Raw genomic sequence first — 23,024 nt, forward strand, 5'->3', positions numbered from 1 at the left:
TTATTTAACTTCTCAATTAGTTTAAAATCACTGCTTTATGAACTTTTAAAGTATTTATCTTCAAATCTGCTTTTACAGGATTTACTTTTATTGATTTGCTTATGGATCTGGTTGTAGCAGCAACTGTTGATACACTTCTACCATGACCAGGCAAAACAACTTTAAAATCACCACTAGAAGATACACTTAGATTTCCGTTATTTAGATTTTCCATTGACCAAAGAATTGTATTTGCAGGGAATGTAATAACTCCATCAGCATACTTACCAACACATCCTGCAGCTTTTGCATCCTCAAGAGTTTTATCATTATCTAAATAATATGCAGCATAGCTATATATCGAGAATTCGCCATATCCCCAGGCAACACCCATACCTTGATATTCTATGTATACGGCTTCCGGATCCATTGCGTTTATTTCCATGTAGTAATTCTTGCTATCGTCCCAATCACCCGGTTCATTGTGGGGGAATGCTTCACCATAAGGGTTGACCAAACGGAATTTACCCGGATTTGATTCACTTTCCTGCACTTCAACCTCATAAGATAGGATTGGCGCTTCAAAAATGGGACCCATAATAGCTTCCGTATACATACCCATACCTAACGACTTCCAGGTTTCGGCATTATCCTTACTTGACGTAAACTTAAATGAGACAGAAGCATTCTTCTGAGCAACGCCCGAAGCATTATAAGTAACCACTACAAACGAATAATCGCCAGTAGCAGCACAAGGGAATTCTATTTTACCACCTTCTTTAAGTTCTATTGATTCCAAGGAACCATCGATGATACCACTAACTGCTGCATCTATGTCTTTACCTTCAATCATAGCAACTTTAGCAGAAGCAACATCTGCACCAAAAATGACATTGCCTATTGCATAATCTTCTTCTGTTAAATCGGTGAAACGTCCTGTATAGCTAACTGAGGCCGAGTAGTCGGCATAACCACTAAGTTGGAAAGTTTCTGGTACTCCGACCTTACCGAAAGAACCTGCGCCAACATAATATATCAAATTCAGCGTTAATAAACCTGTTTCCGGATTGAAAGAACAGGGGTATTCATCGTAAGTAAATCCAGCCCAATTGCCTGTTCCACCTCTGATGACATTTGCATAGGTAACTACATCCAATAGGTATATTTCTCCATAAGAGTCATGGTCCCCTACATGAATAGGCTCAGTAAGAGTGATCTGATTTGTAGTATTGTTGAAGTTGAGAACAAGCGAAGCACCAACTCCATAGCTGGACAATATATTATCGAACTTGAATCTTGCTATATCCTGATCGAGCAGATATTGCTGTTTGTACAACTTCCCAGAATGTGTACCATTCAAATATTGATTGTATGTGTAAGTACCCGTACCAAATTCTGTCCACTCAGACCATGGCTCAGGAACTCCTACTGACATAATACACTCTGAGATACCATAAGGGGTGGAATATGCATCACCGATAGTTAGCTTCAATTCGGTAAACTGGTCATATTCAAAGTCGTCGTAATCATAACCGATACTAATAACAGCATTAGCTGAACCCTGTTCGAAAGAGACAGAAGTGGGTACGGTAAAGAACCCACTGGGATCTGATACGGTCAACGGTACAGTAATAGCCTCATCAGTTTTGATTCTGGCGACCGCAACCTGAAACGAATTTGATAAGTTCGACAAATTAACGGTCGTACTGTTGGTGGGCGAAAAGAACACTTCTGCGTTGTCAACCTTTTCTGCCGGTGTATATTTCACCTCATCATCACATGAGTAGAAAGTAGTCATGGCAGCCAATGCTAACAAAATACCAAATATATTTTTTATCTTATTCATATACAAATTCTATTATAAGTTAGTTCATTGGTTAATTGTTACCTGGTGCAAACTCTCCTATCGGAGTAGGACGTGTAGGAATAGCACCGGATGGATCTGGATTGTTCATTCCCTGAAGAGCTGTGTTTGAATCGACTTCAGTTTTAGGAATCACTAAGGTCCAGTTAGGTTTCACACCCTTACAATTTATCTTGAAGATATCTTCTATAAAGTTGGTACCTTCGTAGTTCTGAATGACATCCGGTTTCAGGCGCTTAGCTGTGGGGAATGCGATACCTTCGCCCCAGAACTCAATACGCATCTGGTTCAATACCTCAAGCTGGAGGCTACGCAAATCACTTGTACTGAAATCGTAATCAGTCTGACGGTATTGTTTCACAAAATTATTCAATAACTGTACACCTGCAGACACACCTTGGCTAGCACCTGTGGCTTCAGCTTCTATAAGATACATCTCTTCTACGCGCATTATAGGGATATCAGCTGCTGCACCCACGGAATAGGTGTTATAATCACCACCTGCGGGACGGAATTTCAACGACATATAGTCCGGCTGGTCTGCCAACCAAGCATTTCCTCTCACTGACTGATAAGCGTATACGCTTCTGTCTGGATCAAGGAAAGAATACTTGCGGAAGTCTGTAGCAGGAATTCCGTCATAGAGCGAACGTGCCATCTGAAGTTTTGATAAAGAAGCATACCCCCAATCGGCCTCATTGGAAATGTGCCCAATGAAATTAGAAAGATTACCCATATTGGAGGCCGTGGGGTGAAGATACCACATCCATGCAGAAGTAGCTGTATTGAACCCGGTTGTGGAATTATGCCACTGTGCTTCGGTTATAGGTGTTGCTCCCGATTGATCAATGGCCTTACGGGCATACTCGGCAGCTTTAGCAAACTGCCCATCCCACATATACACCTTAGCTTTCAGGCCATATACTACCGCCAGATCAGGGAAGTTTTTGCTGGTGGGCGTATAGTCTTCCAAACCTATTTCAGCCTTGTCGAGATCGGAAAGAATGAAAGCCATCAATTCTTCGTGAGTAGCACGCGGATTACTCTTTGCTATGTCGTTAGTGGTTTCCTCTGTCACGATAGGCACTGTCAGTCCTAAGACCTTACTACAATCTGTATAGATATTTTCTACCGGTTCAAACAATACCATCAGCGTATAATAACTAAACGCACGGAAGGCATGAGATATACTACCAAATCCACGCATATCATCAGTAATCGTGGGGTCGGTAACGTCAACAACTGCAATCACATCATTGGCCGACTTTACGAATTTATACAAAGTAAAGTAAGGTAGATATGAGAAATAACCAGTGTCGTTCATGCCATTGTTGGCATTAAAGCGCCACCACCAGTCGTACCCATAATCTCCAGACACTACATCACCCAACAGTTCCGTCTGAGCCAGCATTAGCGAAGGATAAGCTATGTCGGTCTCGTGAGTTTGCTTTCCATATACCAGATAGCCTTGCACCATTTGCGACGGCATACCACTGACTGCTGCCTCAAGTGCTGTGGCCGATGCGCCGATTTGGTCGGAAGTCGCAGTGGAATCTTCGGGAAAAACCTCTTCTATACAGCCGCTTAGTACCGTGGTCGATACTACTATGGCCGAAAACAGTTTGAATATATTTTTCTTCATAATCATTGTAATCTATAATATTTAGGTTTAGAACTCAAATGATACACCACCGGAAACGGTACGCATTGGCGAATAATAAGTAGCATTGGTGGTCTCACTGTATGACTGACGCGGGTCAAAACCTTTACGCTTGGACCAATAGAATACATTTTCTGCCGACATGTACACACGTAACGAGTTAACAGCCATTTTCTTTGTCCATTTGGAAGGCAATGTATAGCCTACATTAATATTCTGAATATTCAAGAAGCTGGCATCCGTCAAGAAACGTGTGGACATCGAAGCTGAGTAATCGTCGTTCATCTGGAAACGTGGAATGTTTGCGCTTGTATTCTCTGGCGTCCATGAGTTTAAAATATCTTTATGATAGTTGTAACCTGCCGAACCTTTAGGTGATGTCATGAAGTAAGCATATGTACCGTCATACTGCTTACCTCCAAGCTGGTATGTAAAGTTAATACCAAAGTCTACACCATACACCTTCAACTTTGTACCGAAACCACCATACACTTTAGGTATAGAGCTTTTCTCTGTGATATAATAGTCAGCATTAGAATGGTTCCAAGTTGTTTCGCGACCAGTGATGTTACCAGCCTCGTCCTTAGTATTCTTATAATACAAGGCTCTTCCTTCTTCGTCTACTCCTGCATATTCCTTCATACGCCATGTAAACATAGATAAATCTTCGCCAATAAAGAAGTTACCACTAGAGTACCCTTTGTATCCCTTGCCGCCAGCTGTATATTCGGTAGTAATCAGTTTGTCGGGGTCGAGCATTGTGATACGATTCTTCAGAGTAGAAATATTCAGGTTTATGTCCCACGTAAAGTTCCGTTTATCGAAAATATTCACATTGAAGTCCATTTCCACACCGCTGTTCACCATGTCGCCTACGTTATCCACATAAGCAGAATAACCCAATGAGGGAGCTACAGAGAAAGAGAACAACATATCCGAAGTTTTACGTCTGTAATACTCAATGCTACCGCTCACACGATTCCACAACTGGAATTCTGCGCCGATATTGAAGTTAGTATTGGTTTCCCAAGTGATATCCTTAGTACCTTTAGTGTTAAACGAAGTACCGAGAATGTTGTTGGAGTTAATAATGTTAAACCGGTCTACATAGCGGAATTCACCGATATTGTCGTTACCTTGCGAACCGACTGAAGCCTTCACCTTCAATTCTTGTACCCAAGAAACATCAAACCAGGTTTCTTTGTTGATGAGCCATGCACCACCTACCGACCAGAATGTACCCCATCGATGATCTGGATGGAAACGTGAGGAAGCATCGCGGCGCAAAGAAGCAGAACCGAAAATACGTTCGTCGTAGTTGTATTGCAAGCGACCGAAATAACCTTCGTTATTACGACGGTTCTTGTAAGAAGAGGCACTTTGTCCGTCAATAATGGCACCATCCAACTCTTTGTTCTCCTGAGAAAACATCTGCGACTTACTGGCACTTAAATTATAGAAGCGGTAATCATAATACTCATGCCCCAACAGAATGTCGAAATTATTGCTTCCAAATGAGTTGGCATATGACACAAGCTGTTGCAGATTATAGTCATAAATACGTTGGTGATATTTGCTCACTGTACCACCGGTAGAATCAAACTGTCCATAATAAGGATTGTAAACATAAGAAAAACGCGTTTCGTCCAGATTGAACGTACCGTTCAGCGTTACTTTCAGTCCCGGCAGAGGCGTGATGTCCACAAAAGCATTACCGTTGAGAGCATTTCCCTCCGCATTTCTGGTATTGAGTTTATTATCCTGAATAGGGTTGGCATCAGCGATGAAAGGACGCTGCATACCAGCATTGATACCGCTACCATAGTCCATCATCTGAAGGTTGTTCTTGTCCATCATAATGCTACCATCTGCATTGCGCACATAAGCGGGATAGATGGGGGCCATCTGAGATATAAATGCCCAAACATTAGCGGTAGAGCTACTGGAGCCATTGTTGCCCAAAGAGTTAGTTTCGTATCGTGCATATGCCATATTACCGCCAATCTTCATCCATTTCTTGGCTTGATAATCAGCTTTCAAGCGGCCAGTAAAACGTTGTAAGTCCGATCCTTTGGTAATACCCTCATTTCCAAGGTAACCCAAAGAGAGATAAAAAGAAGATTTTTCATTGGTTCCACTTACTGAAAAATTGTATTCCTGACGCAAACCGGTGCGCAGACCTACATCACTCCAATCGTCTGGGGTGAGCAGATAGTCACGTCCCTTATAATTCACTACTCTACCCAGTGTAGCATTGGGGTTAAGTTTACCGTTCTGACCGATGAGATATTGCCCATCAGGCACAGTATAAACATTGTATCCCAAACCGCCGTTGGTACCAAACAGGTTCTTGTTTGCTTCAAGCCATGCAGCCTGATCGCTCATACCCATCTGATTTTTATAGTAATTATTCATTGCAGTATAGTGCGTCTCGTAGAACATACCAGGATCGCTAATCACGTCATACTTCTGCAACGCACGGGTGTTGGCTCCCCACTTAGCATCAAAAGACACTTTGGCTTCGCCCGACATATTGGCTCTTTTAGTAGTAATGATAATCACGCCATTGGCACCACGTGCACCATAAAGCGCATTAGAAGCCGCATCCTTCAATACCGTCATCGATTCAACATCGTTAGGATTGATATTGCTAATATCCCCGCTGTAAGGAGCACCATCCACAACAATCAAAGGATCGTTTCCTGCATTGAGTGAGCTAAAACCACGAATTTTGATAGATGCCTTCGCACCTGGTGCACCGTTATTGGAAGTCAGCGTCACACCTGGTACAGCACCTGCCAAAGCATCTGTCACATTCGTTACTTGCGACTGCTCCAGTTTTTCGGCCCCAACTACTTTGGCCGACCCAGTAAAAGCAGATTTCTTTGCTGTTCCAAAAGCTACTACTATAACCTCGTCAATCAATTGAGAGTCAGGCTTTAAAAATATTTTCTGATTAGGTTTTATTGCAACTTCTTGACTTATCATCCCAATATACGATACCAACAAAGTTTTTGCAGAACTTGGTACATTGGAAATAGAAAAGTTACCATCTATATCAGTAATTGTACCCAAGTTAGTGGTACCTTTAACCAATACAGAGGCTCCAACAACTGGTTGCCCGTCTTCCTCAGAAATAACAGTCCCTGTTACTGTCTGTGTTTGGGCAGTTACCAAACCTATGCTTACAAAAAGACAGGTCAATAACAGCATTAATTTTCTTTTCATAAATTCTCTCTTAAAGTTTAACTTTACATTAATTGTTTTTACTCTAACAATTTGCAAATATATTAATAAAACTGAAAAAAGCAACTGATTTGATAAAAAAAGCTTCAAATAATATCATTTTGTTATTTATTGCTTGAAAATTGTGCTTTATAACACATAAACCGAGGGTAAAAGTTAGAGTATTCAATCGTAATGCTTACAATTAGAATATGCAAAAAGAGGATGTAAAACCGGTTTTAATAACCTTTTTGCTGAAAAACAGAGGAATAATTCTTCTTTTGCTCTTCTAAAACAGTCATAAGCTAATTTTATACGTTGATATGTGAACAAATCAAAATGACAGAAAAAGCTATAGGGATGGATACGCGTAAATCTGCTTCATTTGCGTATCCATCATCCAAAAATGCAGTTCATTTACACCTAAAATGCAGTTCATTTGTACCTCAAATGCAGTTCATTTTGCATGCAAATGCAGTTCATTTAGGGTGCAAATGCAGTTCATTTGTAGTTGAGAGTTGAGAGTTGAGAGTTCCATGCGGCATCGTAACTCTCAACTCTCAACTCTCAACTAGCATCAGCATCAGCAGTTTCTTTTTTATCTTTTTCTACTGATGTTCTTTTCTGTTATGTTCTGTTCTGTTCTGTTGCCATGGCATTACCATTTTCTTTCTGCTATCGTTTGTTCGTGTTTTTCTTTTCGACTATACTGCGTTTAATTATCGTATCATTGTAATTTTACATAATCCGTGTAACATATTCAGATGAAATCAACAGGTTGTCATTTTCCATTCTATCTACAGTGAATAAACTGTGATTGTACAACACATCATCAATCTATTTACAACGAATGTTATACGTAGGGGAATTGAATAAAAACAGGGAGGCACAGAAACACGGAGCTTTTCCTTGTGCTGAACACGGAGGGCCACGTAGTGGCTATCTGTTCATAGCCCCGTGCGGGAGCGCGGGGACCCCAAAAGCAAATATGGCAAGCGCCCCATCGGGGTGCTATGTTATTTTCCACATAGCACCCCGATGGGGCGCAAGGAAAGGTGCCACAACCAAGACCCCGTGCTTCCACACGGGGCTATGAACAGATAGCCACTACGTGGCAAAGAGAAAACAAAGCTCACGAGGCTTCGCTTTTGTCATACAAGAACTCTGTGTTCAGCACAAGGAAAAGCTCCGTGTTTCTGTGACCTCTGTGTTTTTATTTTAGTATGAATAATACAGGCTAGTGAAGTCAAAACCTTGAAGTTTCTCTTGGAAAACCTTGGAGTTTCTTGCCGAAAACCTTGGACTATTATAAATAAAAGTCTCTACTTTCCTGCACTTAGTTATGGTTTTTGGTTTCTCGCACTCACTCTCTCTCCCTCTGGGGGATTAAGGGGGAGAGTTTTATATATTTCTTGTTTTATATAGTCTGTCTTTTTTTTAGTAGTTACTACCTCCTTTTTTTGGGTAGTTTCATCTTTCTTTGTTGCTACTACCAAATTTTAGTCGGTAGACACTAAATCTGAGTTGGTAGACACTAAATCTGAGTTGGTAGCTTCTTTATTATCATCTTCATCTACACAATCAAAATATAATAACATGAATAAGATTATTTACAATTTGGTATTTAATAAGAAAAAACTAAATTTAAAAGGAACTGCACTACTACAAGTTGAGGCTTCTTTGCGCAACAAGAAAAAATATTTCTCCACAAATGTGTATTTAAGGCCTGACCAATGGAACTCTAAAAACAAAACAATTATAAATCACCCAAATGCTGATGCGCTTAACCAGATGGTTTATGATTATATTGCTTTTATTGAAGGCAAGGAACTTATGATTTGGCGACAAGGTAAAACAATTACACTGGAAGCTTTGAAAGAGGTTATTAATAAACAAAGCAATGAAGACTCGTTTATTACTTTTTGTCACGAGGAGACACAAAGGGCGCGTTTGAAAGATAGTACAAAGAAAAACCATTTTTCAACAATTGAGCTTTTAAAGCAATTTCGTGAAAATCTCTCCCTGTCCGATCTTAACTATGATTGCATTTGCTCTTTCGAACATTTCCTAGTACAAAAAGGCTATCATATTAACACAATAGCAAAGCACATGAAACATATTAAGCGATATATAAATGTGGCCATCAATCAGGAATTAATACTTCAGGAACAATATCCGTTTCGCAAGTATAAAATAAAAACGGGCGAGAACCATTATAGCTATTTGGCGCCCGAAGAGTTAGATGCTTTGGAGAATCTGAAATTTAATAGCCGATGGGTGAAACTAAAAAAAATACTGGATGCGTTCTTGTTTTGTTGTTATACAGGACTCAGGTACTCGGATTTTATTAGTTTGGAAAGCAGTAATTTTGTAATGATGGGGAAAGACTTATGGTTGATTTATAAATCGGTCAAAACAAAAATAGAGGTGCGTGTACCTCTTTATTTACTTTTTGAAGGGAAATGTCTCAACTTGTTGAAACAGCATTGGGATAACCTTCCGGCATTTTTTAGTTTAAAAGATAACTCTAATGTTAATAAGGATTTGATAAGAATAGCCAAAATGGCTGGGTTACAAAAACATATATCGTTCCACACAGCCCGGCATACCAATGCTACCTTATTAATATATAATGGGGTGAACATAACATCGGTTCAAAAAATACTGGGTCATAAAAATGTTAAAACAACACAGGTGTATAGTACAGTGATGGATATGACGTTGGTGAGGGAACTGGAAAAGGTGTTTAATGGGCGTTAAAACAAACATCCGCAAAGTTTTTGTGTAATGTTTTGGATGCGGTACTATTTTTTAGCGAACATAACTTTATAAACTATTAACCAATCTACATGTATACAACCGGGCGTTATTTTCCACGCTTATCTCAACTTGAAAACGGTTACTACTATCAGGTATAATAGTTACCATTAAACATACTTGTGGTAACCACTGAGGGTATTAATGGTAACCGTTGAAGATATAGTGGTAACCACTATTTAACAAAAAGAGCCCTTGAGAATGCTATAAAAGGAGTAGTTGTAAAACACAAAACAGGCGGGAGATTACTAGTCACCCGCCTGTTTTGTGTATACTTTCTGTATATCTTTGGTATACGAAAGATAACGTTTTTAAGTGAGATATCCAAATTGGCTTTAACGCTTTATAACAAGGGCGATTGTTGTTTTGTGTGATATTTGTACCTTTTGTTAATGTACCAAGTTCTGCAAATACCTCACCTGTGTTTTGATTGTACCAACCGGATGATGTTTTTATTACAGTATCCTCGTATTGTATCATGTGACGTGCATCGCATTTTAGCGACAATTCTAAACGCCAAACATCCGGTTTTGTGTAGCCCATTTCGGACCATGCATCCCGTATCCAAGGCTTTTCTTTAACCTCGGTGAGCTCTTTGGTTTTGTTGTATAAATAGACAGAGGCGGCAGAATTACCGGAACCAAAACGTAAATATTCGGGACTTATATTGTTTTGTGATTGATTGGCTATTAATGTAAATTTTGTTACACCTATTTTCCACAATTCGTTTTTTAAGAATCTGCGGATAAGGGTACTTGGTTTCATTCCATTGTCAAAATATTGGAAGTCACACGCGATGTCTAAGCGGGAGATGGATTTTATTTCAATATTGATAGTGAGCAGCAGGTCGCAGAGTTTTGATACTGCGTTTTGTTCGTAACAGAACTTGTTTGATAGCTTGATGAGCATTGCCCCCTGCAAGAATATACCTCCTTGAGATTTTAAGGAAAATGGGTCTGCCTGAACCTCTAAATAAGGTTCTGAATCGGTTGTACAGACATCGTAAAGCATACGGAAATGACGAGTACCGTGTTTGCGGAGATTCACGGTATAACCCTGGTGGGTAAGGCTCTGAATGACTAATTGAGGCGGACCGGGTGCAATGCAATACAGTTGCAACCAGTCAATGTTGACACATCGATTCATATATCATTTACTTAAATTTGCTTGGAGGAGTTTTTACTGTTTGAGCGTATGTTACAAGCAAGGCCTTATAAGCTATGAGCCAGCCGCACCCGGCTGACGGCTTATAAGGCCTAAGTAAATGAACATGCGTTCCGTCGTGGATACCGTTAGCGGGTTGCTCCTCAGCATTGCCCGGTTATCTCTACCACGATGCAAATATCTACCCCAATTTTGAGATAAACAAAAAGAGGCACCGAATTGGCACCCCTTTTAAATCACGTTAACGGAACTAAACGTTTATTTAGTTAAATAGCACCCCCGCCCAAAGCGGTTGTAATGGCAGACAGGATGGCTACAATGATGTTTACGAAGATTGATTTTTTGCTAGGTTTTGTCATAGTGAAATGTAAATTAATAATGATTATTGTTTTCATAGCTTAAGCTACAGGCTGGTTAAACTATCACATCAACCGCCTGCAACTTAAGTTAATGTGCGTTATGCTGTTGGGTCAATCCACGGAGCGGTCCAAGTTCGTACAACTTTATCGCCTGCGGTCATTTTAACAACTCCGGAGAGGTTTGAGTCAATAATACCCTCGAAACGTGAAGCGGTAGACGTTGTAGGAGCCGAAACAACCTCCGACAGTGTTTTTACTGTACCGTTGCTATTCTCAAATACGATCATTCCCGGGTCAAGGTTAACACCTGTGATCGTTAGTTTCACACCTGCATCTAGGTCAACATTGCTATCCTCTGTTAGTAGGTTTGTTGAGCCTAGCGTTACGGTTGCAACCGTCATTGGCTTGTTAACAGGCTGTGATGAACTTGACTTGCCGGATGCTCCGGGGTCAAGGAACACGGGTTCATTGTAACCCCTGGTTATAACAGCCGTTGTACGTGCATCATCACCTGCATACTGGCTGTAAATAGAGTCTGACATAGATAGCAATACAGATGCGGGAGATACGCGTATTTTGCCATTCTCTAAGCGCGATTGGGTTATTGCTATCCCGCCAATAAATTCGCTGTCAGAAATCTGTAATAGACCGTTTTCGGCTTTTACGGTTTCAGGGAACACCGAGTAGAACAGTCGACTATCAGCGCCTACAGTAAACTCATACAGACGGCACGAAATGTAAGGGAAGCCGTTATCTACATTTGTGTACTGGTCGAGCCGTACAATCGTTAATTGGTCGCCATAGTCCCAATCACCGTTAGCTTTTACGATAGCCGCAGATAATTGCGTAATCGTGGTAGCAGCAGTAATAGCGAACCCGGCCGGGAGCGCGATATCGGAAACGAAGAGCCCGGATGCGGTTTCTTGCACTTCGATGGGTTGCAATGTGCCTTTACTGATGATGTACGGAGCGACTACACCGCCTCCCGATGAAGTAACCTCTGCATCCAAATACACTTGGCTTGCTTTCATGTTTGCGGACACAAATGCATTATAGTCTGACTGATTAGCAGGTTTGCTTTCAAAACCTTTTTTCATGAACTTACGCAACGCGCGATACATTGCCACTACATTACCCAGCTTTGCCCGTTGCGCTACTTGTGCTTCGGTTTTAGCATCGTTTACAGTTGACACGTATGCGCGTGCGGTTTGTTGCCCTTTAGAGACTGAAAACACAACATCTCCTACCTTACCGCGTGCGCGGCCTAAAAACATATTACCTCTTGACATGATAGATAAAATTGATTGTTTAATAAATAGACATAGCTTCTAACGATAGGCAAAGGTGCAAATTTACTTTGAACGAACCAAGAGCGAACCGGGAGCGAAGAGCGAACGCAGGGGAAACGGACCTGTTTACAAATTGATAGGAGTTTCACTCCGGTAGAGATCAAAAAGAAAGTAGAACAAAGAGGTCTCCTTTAGTATTTTTTAATATTTGTTACGCGTTTATAACTACAATCATCGATAAGGCTACAACCGAAAGTTGACCCGGGACTCGAACCCGCAAACCCTAAAACCACACCTTACAAGGGCGACAATCGTATGTTTTTCAAATATAGTAATAAAATACTATCCGCAGGGGACTTTCAGCCGAGGGGGCTGTGTTTTGGACCGCTGCAAGCGGTACAACACACAGACGGGGGGTGCCGGGGGTGGTGGCGTGCGTACACGGCAAGGGGGCCCGAGGCGCCGCAGGCGGCACGGGGACACGCAGATGGGGACGCGCGCCGCCACGGGGCGGCTACAATACAGCCGCTTGCGGCTACCTTATAAAGCCCCACCCCGGTTTTGCTTTGTGGAGACTTGACAGCCAACGCCCGTTGGGTACGGGGCGGTATATAGTGTAACTTTGAATACATGAGCCGGGCTGTATTTCAGCCGGGCGGCACGGAGGCCGGGCGAATGCCGGGTAAAATGTATATACAAAAACAGGTGTGCATTTTCAAAACAACATTAGACCCTAGAAAACCACTGAAACGCCTTATCCATGCGGGTTACAGGTGGTTTTGCAAGACGTTGTCTACGCCAGTGTTACCACACTGGCAACCAGTGTTGTATGTGGTAAAATGTGCGGACATGCAAGTGTGTTAAATTTAACATTCACAACCGTACAATATTAACCTTTACCTTTGTGAACGGTAGCCCGCCACACGCCCGGGAGCCCCTGCGGGGTGGGTGACGGTGGGGGTGTGGGACGGCTGCGGCTAAGCCTCGCACAGGCGGTTGGGGCGGGGTGCCGGGAACGGAACAACGTGCGGTTGCTGCCAATACCAACTACGCACACGGAGCGCAGCGCAGTGTGTGTTTTTGGTGTTGGGTGCAACCGCGCGTTGTGGAGTGGGAGCGCACCCCGCCCCAACCGCCTGTGCGCCAGCGCTGCTAGTGCCGTACCTGCCCCCACAGGCAACCACCCCGCAGGGGAAACCGGGCGGGACACGTGTTGCGCATGCCCGTTTGCCTCGCGGCCCGCCGCGATGGGACACACATAACAACAAACGCCCGGTTTCCCGGGCGTTCTATTCATTTTTATTCAGCTTTGATTATTGCTTCATTAAATACTGGCTCCATTGTTCTGCCATTGCGTGCGCTATCCCTGTGTATGTCTTGCTTCGTAAATGCGCTGTAAGGGGGTCATTGAACGCTAACCATTTCCCGTTATGCATAATTTTATTTTGACCGCCCTCGGTCTGATTGTCCCAATACCCACACTCGGGGAGTTTTAAAATATTAGTAGGTTTCAACTCGGGGAGATTTTTTAACCACAAACAGGTTTTTTTGCTTTCTGAATGCCCGAACTCGTAAGGTTGAATTATCTGATTCGGTTTTCTAATATAAGTCGAAAGCACTCCTACAGGATTCTCTAATGCAATATGCGGTACATTTGCGCTAAACAATTCCCAAGCGAATACAATAGCCTCATATTGCTTTTTCCATCTATCGGGGTTTCCTGGTATGTGTCGATTTCCTGCAACGGTTATATAGGTGCATGGAGGGTGACATATCATTAAATCCCAGCTATCGGCAAGTATTAGCCTTACGTCTGCCATTATATGCTTACCTTCTTTTTTAGTTTGCTCTGATTCGGTTGGAAGTAGATCGCAACTCCAAGCATCCCACCCGACATTCGAAAAGGCATCCCGCACAACTCCACTATATTCACATGCTACTAATATTCTTTTATTCATTTCTATTCATTTTTAAAGGTTTATATACTGTTGTCCGCCGCATTGTTAATATGGATAAGTATCTACAATAGGCGGTTGTATTTTGTATAGCATTTCACATATAAGTAAATATTTTATCCCGTTAGACGACTCTCCTATATAATATTCTATATCGTACGGAGTTTCCATTAACTCTACCCGCACTGCTTTTTTTGATACTTTGAGAGGAGCATCACCACAACGCACGTAAATCAGGCGAACACTCTCCAAATCTCTTAAACATTCTTTGTTTGTTTTATACCGTTTCATTTTACTTAAACTTTATTGTGTACATTTTTCTTGGCAATTCTCTTATAATGTGCTCATATTCCTGTTTCACATCAAAGCAAGGGCATGCCTTGTTTGAGTACTCGTTATGACCGTAGATGTTTTTCACAGGATAAGAACGTGTTAGCATTTCAATAAGCTGTAATAGCGACTCTTTTTGAGATTTCGTTCTAGTATCAGACGGTTTTCCATCTGCATCTAACCCACCGATATAACACACTCCTATAGAGCCCGTATTGTGTCCCTTACAATGCGCACCTACTTTACTTAATACCCGGGCAGAGCATATCTCGCCATCCCGGGTTACCACAAAGTGATACCCTATTTCCGTAAACCCAGCCGCCTTATGCCATGTGTCAATATCTTTCACTGATACATCCTGTGATGGATATGTAGCGGAACAATGGATAATAATTTCGCTTATCTTTCTCATGTTAATTTAACTTAATTGTAATGAAAAACGCGCATCTGCACCTGATGTGTACAGGACACTAGAAAGAGACATTTCGCCAACTGCGCGCCTTGTTAGCTTCATAGTTCCGGTATATACTTTTGCCTCTAATAAACCCGCTGGGCTTGATTCTAAGTAATTACATGCTTCTACTATTGCATCAAATGTATAGAAGCTAATTGTAATAAATTCTCTCGCTTCGCTTGGACTTGAGAGCCAACTGCGAATAAAAGATAACGTTACATTGTCTTGTGCCTCTAAGTCGTAAGCATTTAATTTTTCGTCCATTTTAATGTAAATTTATATTATTAATAATTATTCCACCTTGCACCTTTTAAATATACTACCCCTACGGGGTAGAGGTTTTTTTATACAGTTGCCCGGCAGCATGTTTCTATTTTGTTATATTTATCGTAATTGTACCTTGTAAATTCAGCCCTACTGTATAGGTTAGTGTTGAGATTATCTTAAGCAACTTAGAACTCAATATTGCGTCTCTACCAATTGATACCCAAATACTTTTATCTGATTCAAATACCATATACCCTATTCTTTTTTCTTTTAAAGAACATTTTACCGCATCTATGAATTCTTTTATCTTTTGTTCTTTTTCTTTTCTCTCGGGTAAGTTTAATACATAGTCTTTGTATGCCTTGAGTGTCTTTTCTACTACATCATTTTTTTCTTTTCTTGTCATATTGAAGTGTTTTCTTTTTTTACCTTTAACCTATACTCTTTTGTCATTACTCTGTGAATCTCATAAATTTCTTTTATCAATTCGGGATGTTTTTCGGATAACTTTACAAGATAATTATGTACAAACCTATCCATTTTTCCTGAATCTTTAGAATAGGTCAATTTTATAGGTTTATAGTTTTTGTCTGATTGAGAAATATTAAACAACTCTACCCGCTTAGCTTCGTGTTTTCGTACTCCGGTTTCCTTGTAGCGGAATATAAAGTAATGGTTTATCATTCTGAAATATAGATGCATTAATGAGTCTTGCGTGTCTATAGTATTGATGTTTATTGTTTCTATTTCACGCCAGTTTCCTTTTGAGTCTTTTTTTACTTTACCAAGTTCTGCAAAGACTTTGCAGGTGTCGTATATCGGGATGCAAAATGTGGAAATAGCAATAAAACCTAATTTGAGAATTGTATTGAAACCTGATTCTCAAATTCTGGATGAAGTTATGGTAGTTGCTTATGGCACTGTGAAAAAAGCGTCATTTACAGGTTCTGCATCAACTGTCGGATCAGCAGAAATTGCAAGCCAAAAAGAATCATTAGTAAAATCGCTACAGGGGAAAGTTGCAGGAGTGCGTATTGGAGGATCTACAGGTGATCCGGGCTCTAATCAACGAATCCTCATTCGTGGTATCAGTTCGTATAGTGCTTCAGACCAACCTTTATATGTTGTTGATGGAGTAGCCATTACTGATGACACATCCAATCTTACTTCTGGATTAAAATCACAATCGGTTTTATCTTCAATTAACCCAGAAGATATTGAAAACCTTACTGTACTAAAAGATGCGGCAGCCGCATCTCTATATGGATCGCGTGCAGCAAATGGTGTTATCATTATTACAACAAAACAAGGAAAAGCTGGAAAAACCAAGATTTCATATAATATGGAAACCGGTTGGACAGATATAGCTGTAAATAGCCAATACAAACCGATGAGTGCACAACAGATGAAAGAGTATTATTGGCATGGTATTAAAAACTACTTTGTTGTGCGTGAAGGTTTGTCGGAAAGTGAAGCTGCCGTTGCTACTGATGAAGAAGTTCCTGAATGGTTTTGGAATTATGATAGTAATATAAACACTAACTGGAGAAAAGAGGTTTATAAAAAAGGATTCGCTACAGACCATCAGATATCCATGAGTGGTGGAAATGACAAAACTAAGTTTTACGCTGGATTTGGATATAACAAAACTGACGGTATAGTGAAAGGAAGTGAATTTGAACGTTTTAGTGGACGTTTGAATTTGGATCACTATGCTAAAGATTGGTTACGTGTTGGACTTCGACAGATGATAACCTTTACAAATACCGCTGGTTTCCGTGATCAGAACGATCAGTCTCAAGGTTTTGGTTCTTCTGCTCCATTATCTATTTTATTTTCAATGGATCCTACTGCTGTTAACAAACTGGAAGATGGTTCATACAATCCCCAAGCTGGTATTTCTCCCAATATATCAAATCCAAACTTAATGCTTGGGCAAGCCACTGGTCCCAGAGCAGAAACTGTAAACTCGGATATGATTCGTAGCTTAACAAATGTTGAAGCAGAAGTAACTCTTCCATATGGCTTTACAGCCAAAACTATTTTTGGTTATGATTATATTGACAACAAAGAACGTGAGTTTTGGGCATCTGAGAGTGTAAACGGAGCTGTTCATGGTGGTTTGGGATACAGATCAAATTTCACCAATAAAACGTTGACATCATCGTCTACTCTTAATTATAATCGGAGTTTTGACAAACACAACATTCGCGCTTTAGTGGGTTATGAAGTAGAAGCCCGCGATCTGTTGTATGTATCTCTATCTGCTGATAAATATTCAACAGACAAATTACCCGAATTGGTTTCCGGACAACCACGTGGTGCCAGCAGTTCTACCTATGGAGCCAATATTATGTCATATCTGGCAAATGCCAATTATGACTTTGACAACAAGTACTACTTTTCAGGGAGTTTCCGTAGAGATGGTTCTTCACGTTTAGGAGTTGACAATCGTTGGGCCAACTTCTGGTCTATTTCCGGTGCTTGGCGTATCAGTTCGGAAGGGTTTCTGGAAGGGAATGATCTGTTCAGTGATTTAAAACTTCGCCTTTCATATGGAACAAACGGTAACCTGCCAACAGGGTTTTATTCAAATCTTGCCACATATTCTTTCAGTGCCGGATATGGTGATGAAAGTGCTATTTTCTGGGGCAATGCCGGAAACAGTAAATTAGGTTGGGAAAAATCAAACAGTTTTAATGTCGGAATTGACTGGACATTGTTTAACAGAGTATCTTTATCTGTTGAATATTATAATAAATTGACAAAAGATTTGTTGTTTTCTGTTCCAACAACCATTGTTACAGGATTTAGTTCAAACATTCAAAATCTGGGTAAGTTAAAAAACACAGGCGTTGAAATCAGCATAAACTCAACAAACATTCAAACAAGGAACTTTACATGGACAACTGATTTCAATCTGAGTTTCCAAAGCAGTAAAATCAATACCTTGCCCAATGGAAATGATGTTATGTATGGTGACGGAAATATGTATTTACTGCGTGAAGGTGAATCCATGCACACATTCCATCTGCCTCAATGGTTAGGGGTAAATTCGGAAACAGGTTTAGGAGAGTTCTACATTGACCCTTCTTTGAATAATCGGGATGCTGTTATTGACGGACAACTTGTTAAAGATGGCAATGTCACCAATTATTACAGCCAAGCTTCACCAACTGTTGTAGGTAAAGCTTTACCCGATATGATGGGGGGTATTACAAATTCATTCAGGTATAAGAATTTTGATTTATCTTTCATGATCTCTTTCCAAAGTGGAGCTAGTTTGTTTGATTACACTGGTTATTTCCTTACATTTAGTGATGGTATGCGTCTTGGAAGTTTCAATATGAATAGTGAAGTTGCCGGCAATTACTGGACTAAACCGGGAGATAATGCTATTCATCCGAAACCTATTTATCTTAATCCTTACCGTTCGGACCGTTTTTCTTCACGTACAATTCGCTCAACCGACAATATACGTATGCGTGATATAACTTTAGGATATACAATTCCTATATCGAAACGTTATGTTAACAATTTGCGTGTATTCTTTAAAACGAGCAACCCATTTATGCTTTACTGTGCAACCGATAATATAGATCCAGATGTTGATATTAACGGTTATCGTACAACCGACACACCGGCAACTAAATCATTTATATTTGGTCTCAATTTTGAGTTTTAATTATTAAGAGATATTTATATGAAAAGAATATATATAATTTTTAGTCTTGTGGCTAGTATAATGTTCACTGCCTGTAGCGATTTCCTTGATGAATCTCCATCCACAGGACTTCCTGCTGGAGAGGCAATCACTTCTTTGACTGATTTAAGGAATGCTGTTAATGGGGTAGCTTATTTTCTATCCACCAACAATAGTAATATTACTGTTCGTATGACGTATGCATCCGATTATGGTATCTATGCGGATCTTAAAGGTGCCGATTTCAAAGCTTTAAGTAATCAAAATCACGCAGGTCCTCTATCACGTTATAGCGTAACAAAATATGACGAGCTTCCACTTCGTGGATATTTCTTTCATTACAAAGCATTAGCCAATGTAAATATGGCATTAGAGTCAGCTACAAACCTGAATGTTTCCGAAAGTGAAAAGGAAGAATACGATAACTATATCGGTGAATTGTATGCCTGGCGTGCATTAATACATTTTGAACTTTCCAGAATATATTGTAATCCGCCCACATCTGCCAAAGATGTAAATGCTGCAAATTCAGGCATTGTACTTTCTACAGAAACATATCCACCAGGACACAAAGCAGCAAGAGCAACGCTAAAAGAAACGTACGATCAGATTCTTGAAGATTTTAAAACAGCACTTCCGCTTCTTTCAAAAGCGACCACTAATGGACGTATTAACTATTGGGCTGCTTTGGCGCTTCGTGCCCGTGTACATCTTTATAATGGCAGTAATACTGAGGCTTTGGCAGATGCTGAGGCAGTAATGGCCAGTACGCTATATTCACTTTATACAATTGCGGATTATACAAAAGTATGGTCACAAACATACACTAGTGAAGCTTTGTTTGAGCTTACAGTTACAACACTATATAATCCACAACGTAATTCATTGGGTTACTACTGTAGTGCTGAAGGTTATGGTGAATGTGCATTTGTTGAAGGAGGAGAACTTTTAACATATCTTCAGGAAAATCCAAAAGATGTACGTTCTGAATTGGCAGTACGTCAGGAAGGCAACTTCCCAGGAATTTATCCGGCCAAATATCCGGGTCGTGACAATAGTCTTTACACAAATAGCCCGAAAGTTATTCGTTTGGCTGATGTATATTTGATTGCAGCAGAAGCAGCATTAAAAACGAGTAATGACACAAAAGCTGTTTCATATATAAACACGCTCCGGAAGAATCGTATAACCGATTATACAGATGTAACCAGCATCACACTTGATGAAATTCTATTTGAACGTAGAATCGAATTATTTGCTGAAAATAGTATGGCTTTTGATTATTGGAGAAATAAAAAATCTGTTATAAACTCAAGTGTGGGAGAAGTTACATACGATGACTATCGTACTATTTTACCAATTCCACAGGATGAGATTGATCTTGCCCCGGATCTTTTGATACAGAATCCGAAATATTAATTCTAGTTATCATTGATTTAACCTATTTGAGGCTGTCTTCAAAAAGACAGCCTCTTTTCTTGAGTTCCATCTTTTTGATGCGTCAATCCACAATAACAAAAACCCACCATGAAAAGTTTTTTTGTGAGCATAAAGATTTAAATGAGTGGGGAGTTTTAATTTAGAACCCAATAACCATTCCGAGCTGAACCATTGCGGGTAATAATACCTTCTTTTGTCATCCTCTGAAGATGGTATTTGATTGCATCTGGAGTCAAATCAAGAATGGCAGCAAGCTCATTTCGTGTAATCTTAGGATTATTACGCATTTGTTCCAGTATTTTGTCGCGAGTTGCAGGTGCTTTCTTTTCTGTCTGTAGTGTCTCTTCAATTACACCTAAAATAAACTCAATAAATGGCGTACAACCATTTTCTCCACCGCTCACGGCAATAGCATTATAATATTCCTTACGATATTTATAGACAATATTTTCAATTGGCAGGTGCTGGAATACTGGACGCCACTTACTGAGAATAAGTGTTTGCCAAAGTCTTCCAGTACGTCCATTGCCATCTGAGAACGGATGTATGAACTCGAATTCATAATGAAATACGCAACTCTTTATTAGCGGATGCTCTTCAGACGTATTTAACCAGTCGAATAAATCTTGTATTAGATATGGCACTCTTTCGGCAGGTGGAGCATAATGAATAATATCTTCACCAGATGCCACTCCAACACCTTTCATCCGAAATCGACCGGCATCATCTATTAAGCCTGCTTCCATAGTGAGATGTGCTTTTAGCAAGTCTTTCATGCTATTCGGATTTAATTTATCCAGTAATTCGTATGCTTTAATGGCATTACGTATTTCTTGCACTTCGTTGATTGGCGCTACTACTGGTTTACCATCAAGAATTGCCGTAATCTGGTCGGTGGTTAAGGTGTTAAAGCTTATTTTTTCATTCGGGTAGTTCTTTTGGGTAAATACTTTAGGGTAAAACTACCCAATAAATTTGAACCAAAAAGAGTTCACAAGCAATTACCCTTGGGGTAAAATTCTGGTTATTCAAATTGAATCTCAAAGGGATTCCCTGAGATGTATGCAGCATCTTATACCGTACAACAAAAGCGAAGCCTCCGTGTTCAGCACAAGGAAAAGCTCCGTGTTTCTGTGCCTCTGTGTTTTTATTCAATTCTAATCTGATTTGAACCAAATATGAATAATGCAGGCTAAAACACCTCATCTCTAGCCTAAACTCCCAACTTTTTATCGAAAAACCGCAAAAGTGCCTATTTAATAAATAAAAGTAGCTTTCAAAATAATAATACTCATTTATTTCCGAAGTTACTTTGCATTAGAAATTCACAATGTGAACAACAAGCTAATTAATCAAATATCTTTTTATCAAACATTATTCAAATGAAAAAATTATTTTTAGCGGTTTCGCTTTTAACTGCAATTGGTATGACAGGTTGCAGCGACTCATCGAACGATATCCTAACAGGTAAAGAAGACAATGTACTTATTGTAAGGTTACCCGACAATGTAAAGTATACCCGTAGCGTAGAAGATCCGGTTAGTAGTAGCACTAGTGGTGCTCAAACAGGTATAGACGATGTTACCGTATTTCTTCTTACCGGTCAGGTAGTTGAAAGAAGTGTAGAATTCGATGCTAATGACCTTATTCAAAAATCGAAACGTATTGAACAAGTACCGGCACAGGTAAACCGTGTTATTGTAGTGGCTAATAAAGTAGGAAATACAATTACAGATTTAGCAACCGAAAACGACATTAAGAATTTTGCTTATACTGTTGAAAGTCAACACAGAAAAACTCAACTTAATGGTAAAACATTGATGGGCGAAGGAATTCCTGCAGATAAGCCAAATACCAATGGCGACGGACATCTTTATAAAGAAGCCACAGTTTCTCTAAAGGCCATCACTGCCCGTATTGAGGTTGGTACTGTTGTTCCCGGCGAAGGGGTTGAAAGTGTGGAACTGGTAGCTGTTTACATAAACAACTTCTACGAAACATATATGGGAGCCACGCCAAGACTTTATCCGGAAGGACATGCTATCTGGGGGCTGACTGTGGCAAACGACCCGGGTGCTAACATTGGTTCGGTTACTCCAGTTGGTACAATTACCCCCAACGCGTATACACCAGTAGAATATATGAATCTTGGAAGCAGCGAAGTTGTTAAAGCCGACAACAGTAAAGCGTATGCTTTCCATGTGTTCCCAGGTAATGTGCCTCACTTAGTTTTACTTGTAAAAGTGGTATTGAAAGAAAAGTACTACGAGATTGATGCCAATGATAATCACTTGAAATACAAGTATGGTTTCCTTACCTACACTAAGTTTAAAGAAGATGCTGGTTATATACAGGCTATGGAAGGGCACAATGTATATAAAATGGGAGTTGGCAACAAAGGTATTCCTGTTAATGCCAAAGATATTACCGATAAACCCGAAAAAGGTCCGTACGATCTTGGTATAAACATTCAAGTTGCCAACTGGACATCTCATGAGGTTACTCCCGAAGTATAAAC

15 protein-coding genes are annotated in these 23,024 nt (G+C 40.2%); 4 read left to right on the plus strand and 11 right to left on the minus strand.

Annotated elements, in window-relative coordinates; translation table 11 throughout:
• Positions 1-16 precede the first annotated feature (16 nt).
• Genes D0T85_RS14410 through D0T85_RS14420 form a run of 3 tightly spaced genes read right to left on the minus strand, consistent with a single transcriptional unit; the run spans position 17 to position 6,731 of the window.
• On the minus strand, positions 17-1,825 hold the full coding sequence (locus D0T85_RS14410; protein ID WP_163214221.1) for a hypothetical protein: 1,809 nt from the start codon (positions 1,823-1,825) through the stop codon (positions 17-19).
• A gap of 31 nt (positions 1,826-1,856) precedes the next feature.
• Positions 1,857-3,485 (minus strand): RagB/SusD family nutrient uptake outer membrane protein, encoded by a 1,629-nt coding sequence (locus D0T85_RS14415; protein ID WP_239060730.1) that lies wholly within the window; start codon positions 3,483-3,485, stop codon positions 1,857-1,859.
• Positions 3,486-3,512: 27 nt separating this feature from the next.
• On the minus strand, positions 3,513-6,731 hold the full coding sequence (locus D0T85_RS14420) for a TonB-dependent receptor (RefSeq protein ID WP_163214223.1): 3,219 nt from the start codon (positions 6,729-6,731) through the stop codon (positions 3,513-3,515).
• 1,593 nt (positions 6,732-8,324) lie between these two features.
• Between D0T85_RS14420 and D0T85_RS14425 the strand changes: the two genes are divergently transcribed.
• Positions 8,325-9,488 (plus strand): site-specific integrase, encoded by a 1,164-nt coding sequence (locus tag D0T85_RS14425; protein ID WP_163214224.1) that lies wholly within the window; start codon positions 8,325-8,327, stop codon positions 9,486-9,488.
• Positions 9,489-9,797: 309 nt separating this feature from the next.
• Here D0T85_RS14425 and D0T85_RS14430 read toward each other — a convergent pair whose 3' ends face one another.
• The 7 genes from D0T85_RS14430 to D0T85_RS14460 form a co-directional block, all read right to left on the minus strand.
• Positions 9,798-10,691: a hypothetical protein gene (locus D0T85_RS14430; RefSeq protein ID WP_163214225.1), complete on the minus strand. Its 894-nt coding sequence runs from the start codon at positions 10,689-10,691 to the stop codon at positions 9,798-9,800.
• A gap of 475 nt (positions 10,692-11,166) precedes the next feature.
• Positions 11,167-12,357, minus strand: a complete 1,191-nt coding sequence (locus tag D0T85_RS14435) for a DUF6266 family protein (RefSeq protein WP_163214226.1) — start codon at positions 12,355-12,357, stop codon at positions 11,167-11,169.
• A 1,313-nt stretch (positions 12,358-13,670) separates the two neighbouring features.
• Positions 13,671-14,315 (minus strand): DNA cytosine methyltransferase, encoded by a 645-nt coding sequence (locus D0T85_RS14440; RefSeq protein WP_163214227.1) that lies wholly within the window; start codon positions 14,313-14,315, stop codon positions 13,671-13,673.
• Between the two features lie 45 nt (positions 14,316-14,360).
• Positions 14,361-14,603 (minus strand): hypothetical protein, encoded by a 243-nt coding sequence (locus D0T85_RS14445; RefSeq protein WP_163214228.1) that lies wholly within the window; start codon positions 14,601-14,603, stop codon positions 14,361-14,363.
• A 1-nt stretch (position 14,604) separates the two neighbouring features.
• A complete protein-coding gene (locus D0T85_RS14450; protein WP_163214229.1) occupies positions 14,605-15,054 on the minus strand; it encodes an N-acetylmuramoyl-L-alanine amidase in 450 nt (149 codons plus the stop codon).
• Between the two features lie 6 nt (positions 15,055-15,060).
• The gene (locus tag D0T85_RS14455) at positions 15,061-15,360 is read right to left on the minus strand and encodes a hypothetical protein (protein ID WP_163214230.1); all 300 of its coding nucleotides are present in this window, start codon (positions 15,358-15,360) and stop codon (positions 15,061-15,063) included.
• Between the two features lie 106 nt (positions 15,361-15,466).
• Complete coding sequence (locus D0T85_RS14460) at positions 15,467-15,769, minus strand: hypothetical protein (protein ID WP_163214231.1); 303 nt, start codon at positions 15,767-15,769, stop codon at positions 15,467-15,469.
• A gap of 324 nt (positions 15,770-16,093) precedes the next feature.
• On the opposite strand from D0T85_RS14460, the gene D0T85_RS14470 reads away from it, so the two are divergent.
• The gene (locus D0T85_RS14470; protein WP_163214255.1) at positions 16,094-19,048 is read left to right on the plus strand and encodes a TonB-dependent receptor; all 2,955 of its coding nucleotides are present in this window, start codon (positions 16,094-16,096) and stop codon (positions 19,046-19,048) included.
• A gap of 18 nt (positions 19,049-19,066) precedes the next feature.
• Positions 19,067-20,485, plus strand: a complete 1,419-nt coding sequence (locus D0T85_RS14475; RefSeq protein ID WP_163214233.1) for a RagB/SusD family nutrient uptake outer membrane protein — start codon at positions 19,067-19,069, stop codon at positions 20,483-20,485.
• A gap of 155 nt (positions 20,486-20,640) precedes the next feature.
• On the opposite strand, the gene D0T85_RS14480 is transcribed toward D0T85_RS14475, so the two are convergent.
• Positions 20,641-21,282 (minus strand): Fic family protein, encoded by a 642-nt coding sequence (locus D0T85_RS14480; RefSeq protein ID WP_239060731.1) that lies wholly within the window; start codon positions 21,280-21,282, stop codon positions 20,641-20,643.
• Between the two features lie 606 nt (positions 21,283-21,888).
• Between D0T85_RS14480 and D0T85_RS14485 the strand changes: the two genes are divergently transcribed.
• Positions 21,889-23,022, plus strand: a complete 1,134-nt coding sequence (locus tag D0T85_RS14485) for a hypothetical protein (RefSeq protein ID WP_163214234.1) — start codon at positions 21,889-21,891, stop codon at positions 23,020-23,022.
• Positions 23,023-23,024: the final 2 nt, after the last annotated feature.

Origin of the sequence: Bacteroides sp. 519, from assembly GCF_010500955.1 — a bacterium.
GTDB lineage: Bacteria > Bacteroidota > Bacteroidia > Bacteroidales > Bacteroidaceae > Bacteroides.

What these genes read in the sequence shown, in the direction of transcription:
- D0T85_RS14415 (WP_239060730.1), bottom strand. Translation starts at nt 3,485, where the DNA reads ATGAAGAAAAATATATTCAAACTGTTTTCGGCCATAGTAGTATCGACC.
- D0T85_RS14480 (WP_239060731.1), bottom strand. Translation starts at nt 21,282, where the DNA reads ATGAAAGACTTGCTAAAAGCACATCTCACTATGGAAGCAGGCTTAATA.
- D0T85_RS14425 (WP_163214224.1), top strand. Translation starts at nt 8,325, where the DNA reads ATGAATAAGATTATTTACAATTTGGTATTTAATAAGAAAAAACTAAAT.
- D0T85_RS14440 (WP_163214227.1), bottom strand. Translation starts at nt 14,315, where the DNA reads ATGAATAAAAGAATATTAGTAGCATGTGAATATAGTGGAGTTGTGCGG.
- D0T85_RS14450 (WP_163214229.1), bottom strand. Translation starts at nt 15,054, where the DNA reads ATGAGAAAGATAAGCGAAATTATTATCCATTGTTCCGCTACATATCCA.
- D0T85_RS14460 (WP_163214231.1), bottom strand. Translation starts at nt 15,769, where the DNA reads ATGACAAGAAAAGAAAAAAATGATGTAGTAGAAAAGACACTCAAGGCA.
- D0T85_RS14410 (WP_163214221.1), bottom strand. Translation starts at nt 1,825, where the DNA reads ATGAATAAGATAAAAAATATATTTGGTATTTTGTTAGCATTGGCTGCC.
- D0T85_RS14470 (WP_163214255.1), top strand. Translation starts at nt 16,094, where the DNA reads ATGTTTATTGTTTCTATTTCACGCCAGTTTCCTTTTGAGTCTTTTTTT.
- D0T85_RS14430 (WP_163214225.1), bottom strand. Translation starts at nt 10,691, where the DNA reads ATGAATCGATGTGTCAACATTGACTGGTTGCAACTGTATTGCATTGCA.
- D0T85_RS14445 (WP_163214228.1), bottom strand. Translation starts at nt 14,603, where the DNA reads ATGAAACGGTATAAAACAAACAAAGAATGTTTAAGAGATTTGGAGAGT.
- D0T85_RS14475 (WP_163214233.1), top strand. Translation starts at nt 19,067, where the DNA reads ATGAAAAGAATATATATAATTTTTAGTCTTGTGGCTAGTATAATGTTC.
- D0T85_RS14455 (WP_163214230.1), bottom strand. Translation starts at nt 15,360, where the DNA reads ATGGACGAAAAATTAAATGCTTACGACTTAGAGGCACAAGACAATGTA.
- D0T85_RS14435 (WP_163214226.1), bottom strand. Translation starts at nt 12,357, where the DNA reads ATGTCAAGAGGTAATATGTTTTTAGGCCGCGCACGCGGTAAGGTAGGA.
- D0T85_RS14420 (WP_163214223.1), bottom strand. Translation starts at nt 6,731, where the DNA reads ATGAAAAGAAAATTAATGCTGTTATTGACCTGTCTTTTTGTAAGCATA.
- D0T85_RS14485 (WP_163214234.1), top strand. Translation starts at nt 21,889, where the DNA reads ATGAAAAAATTATTTTTAGCGGTTTCGCTTTTAACTGCAATTGGTATG.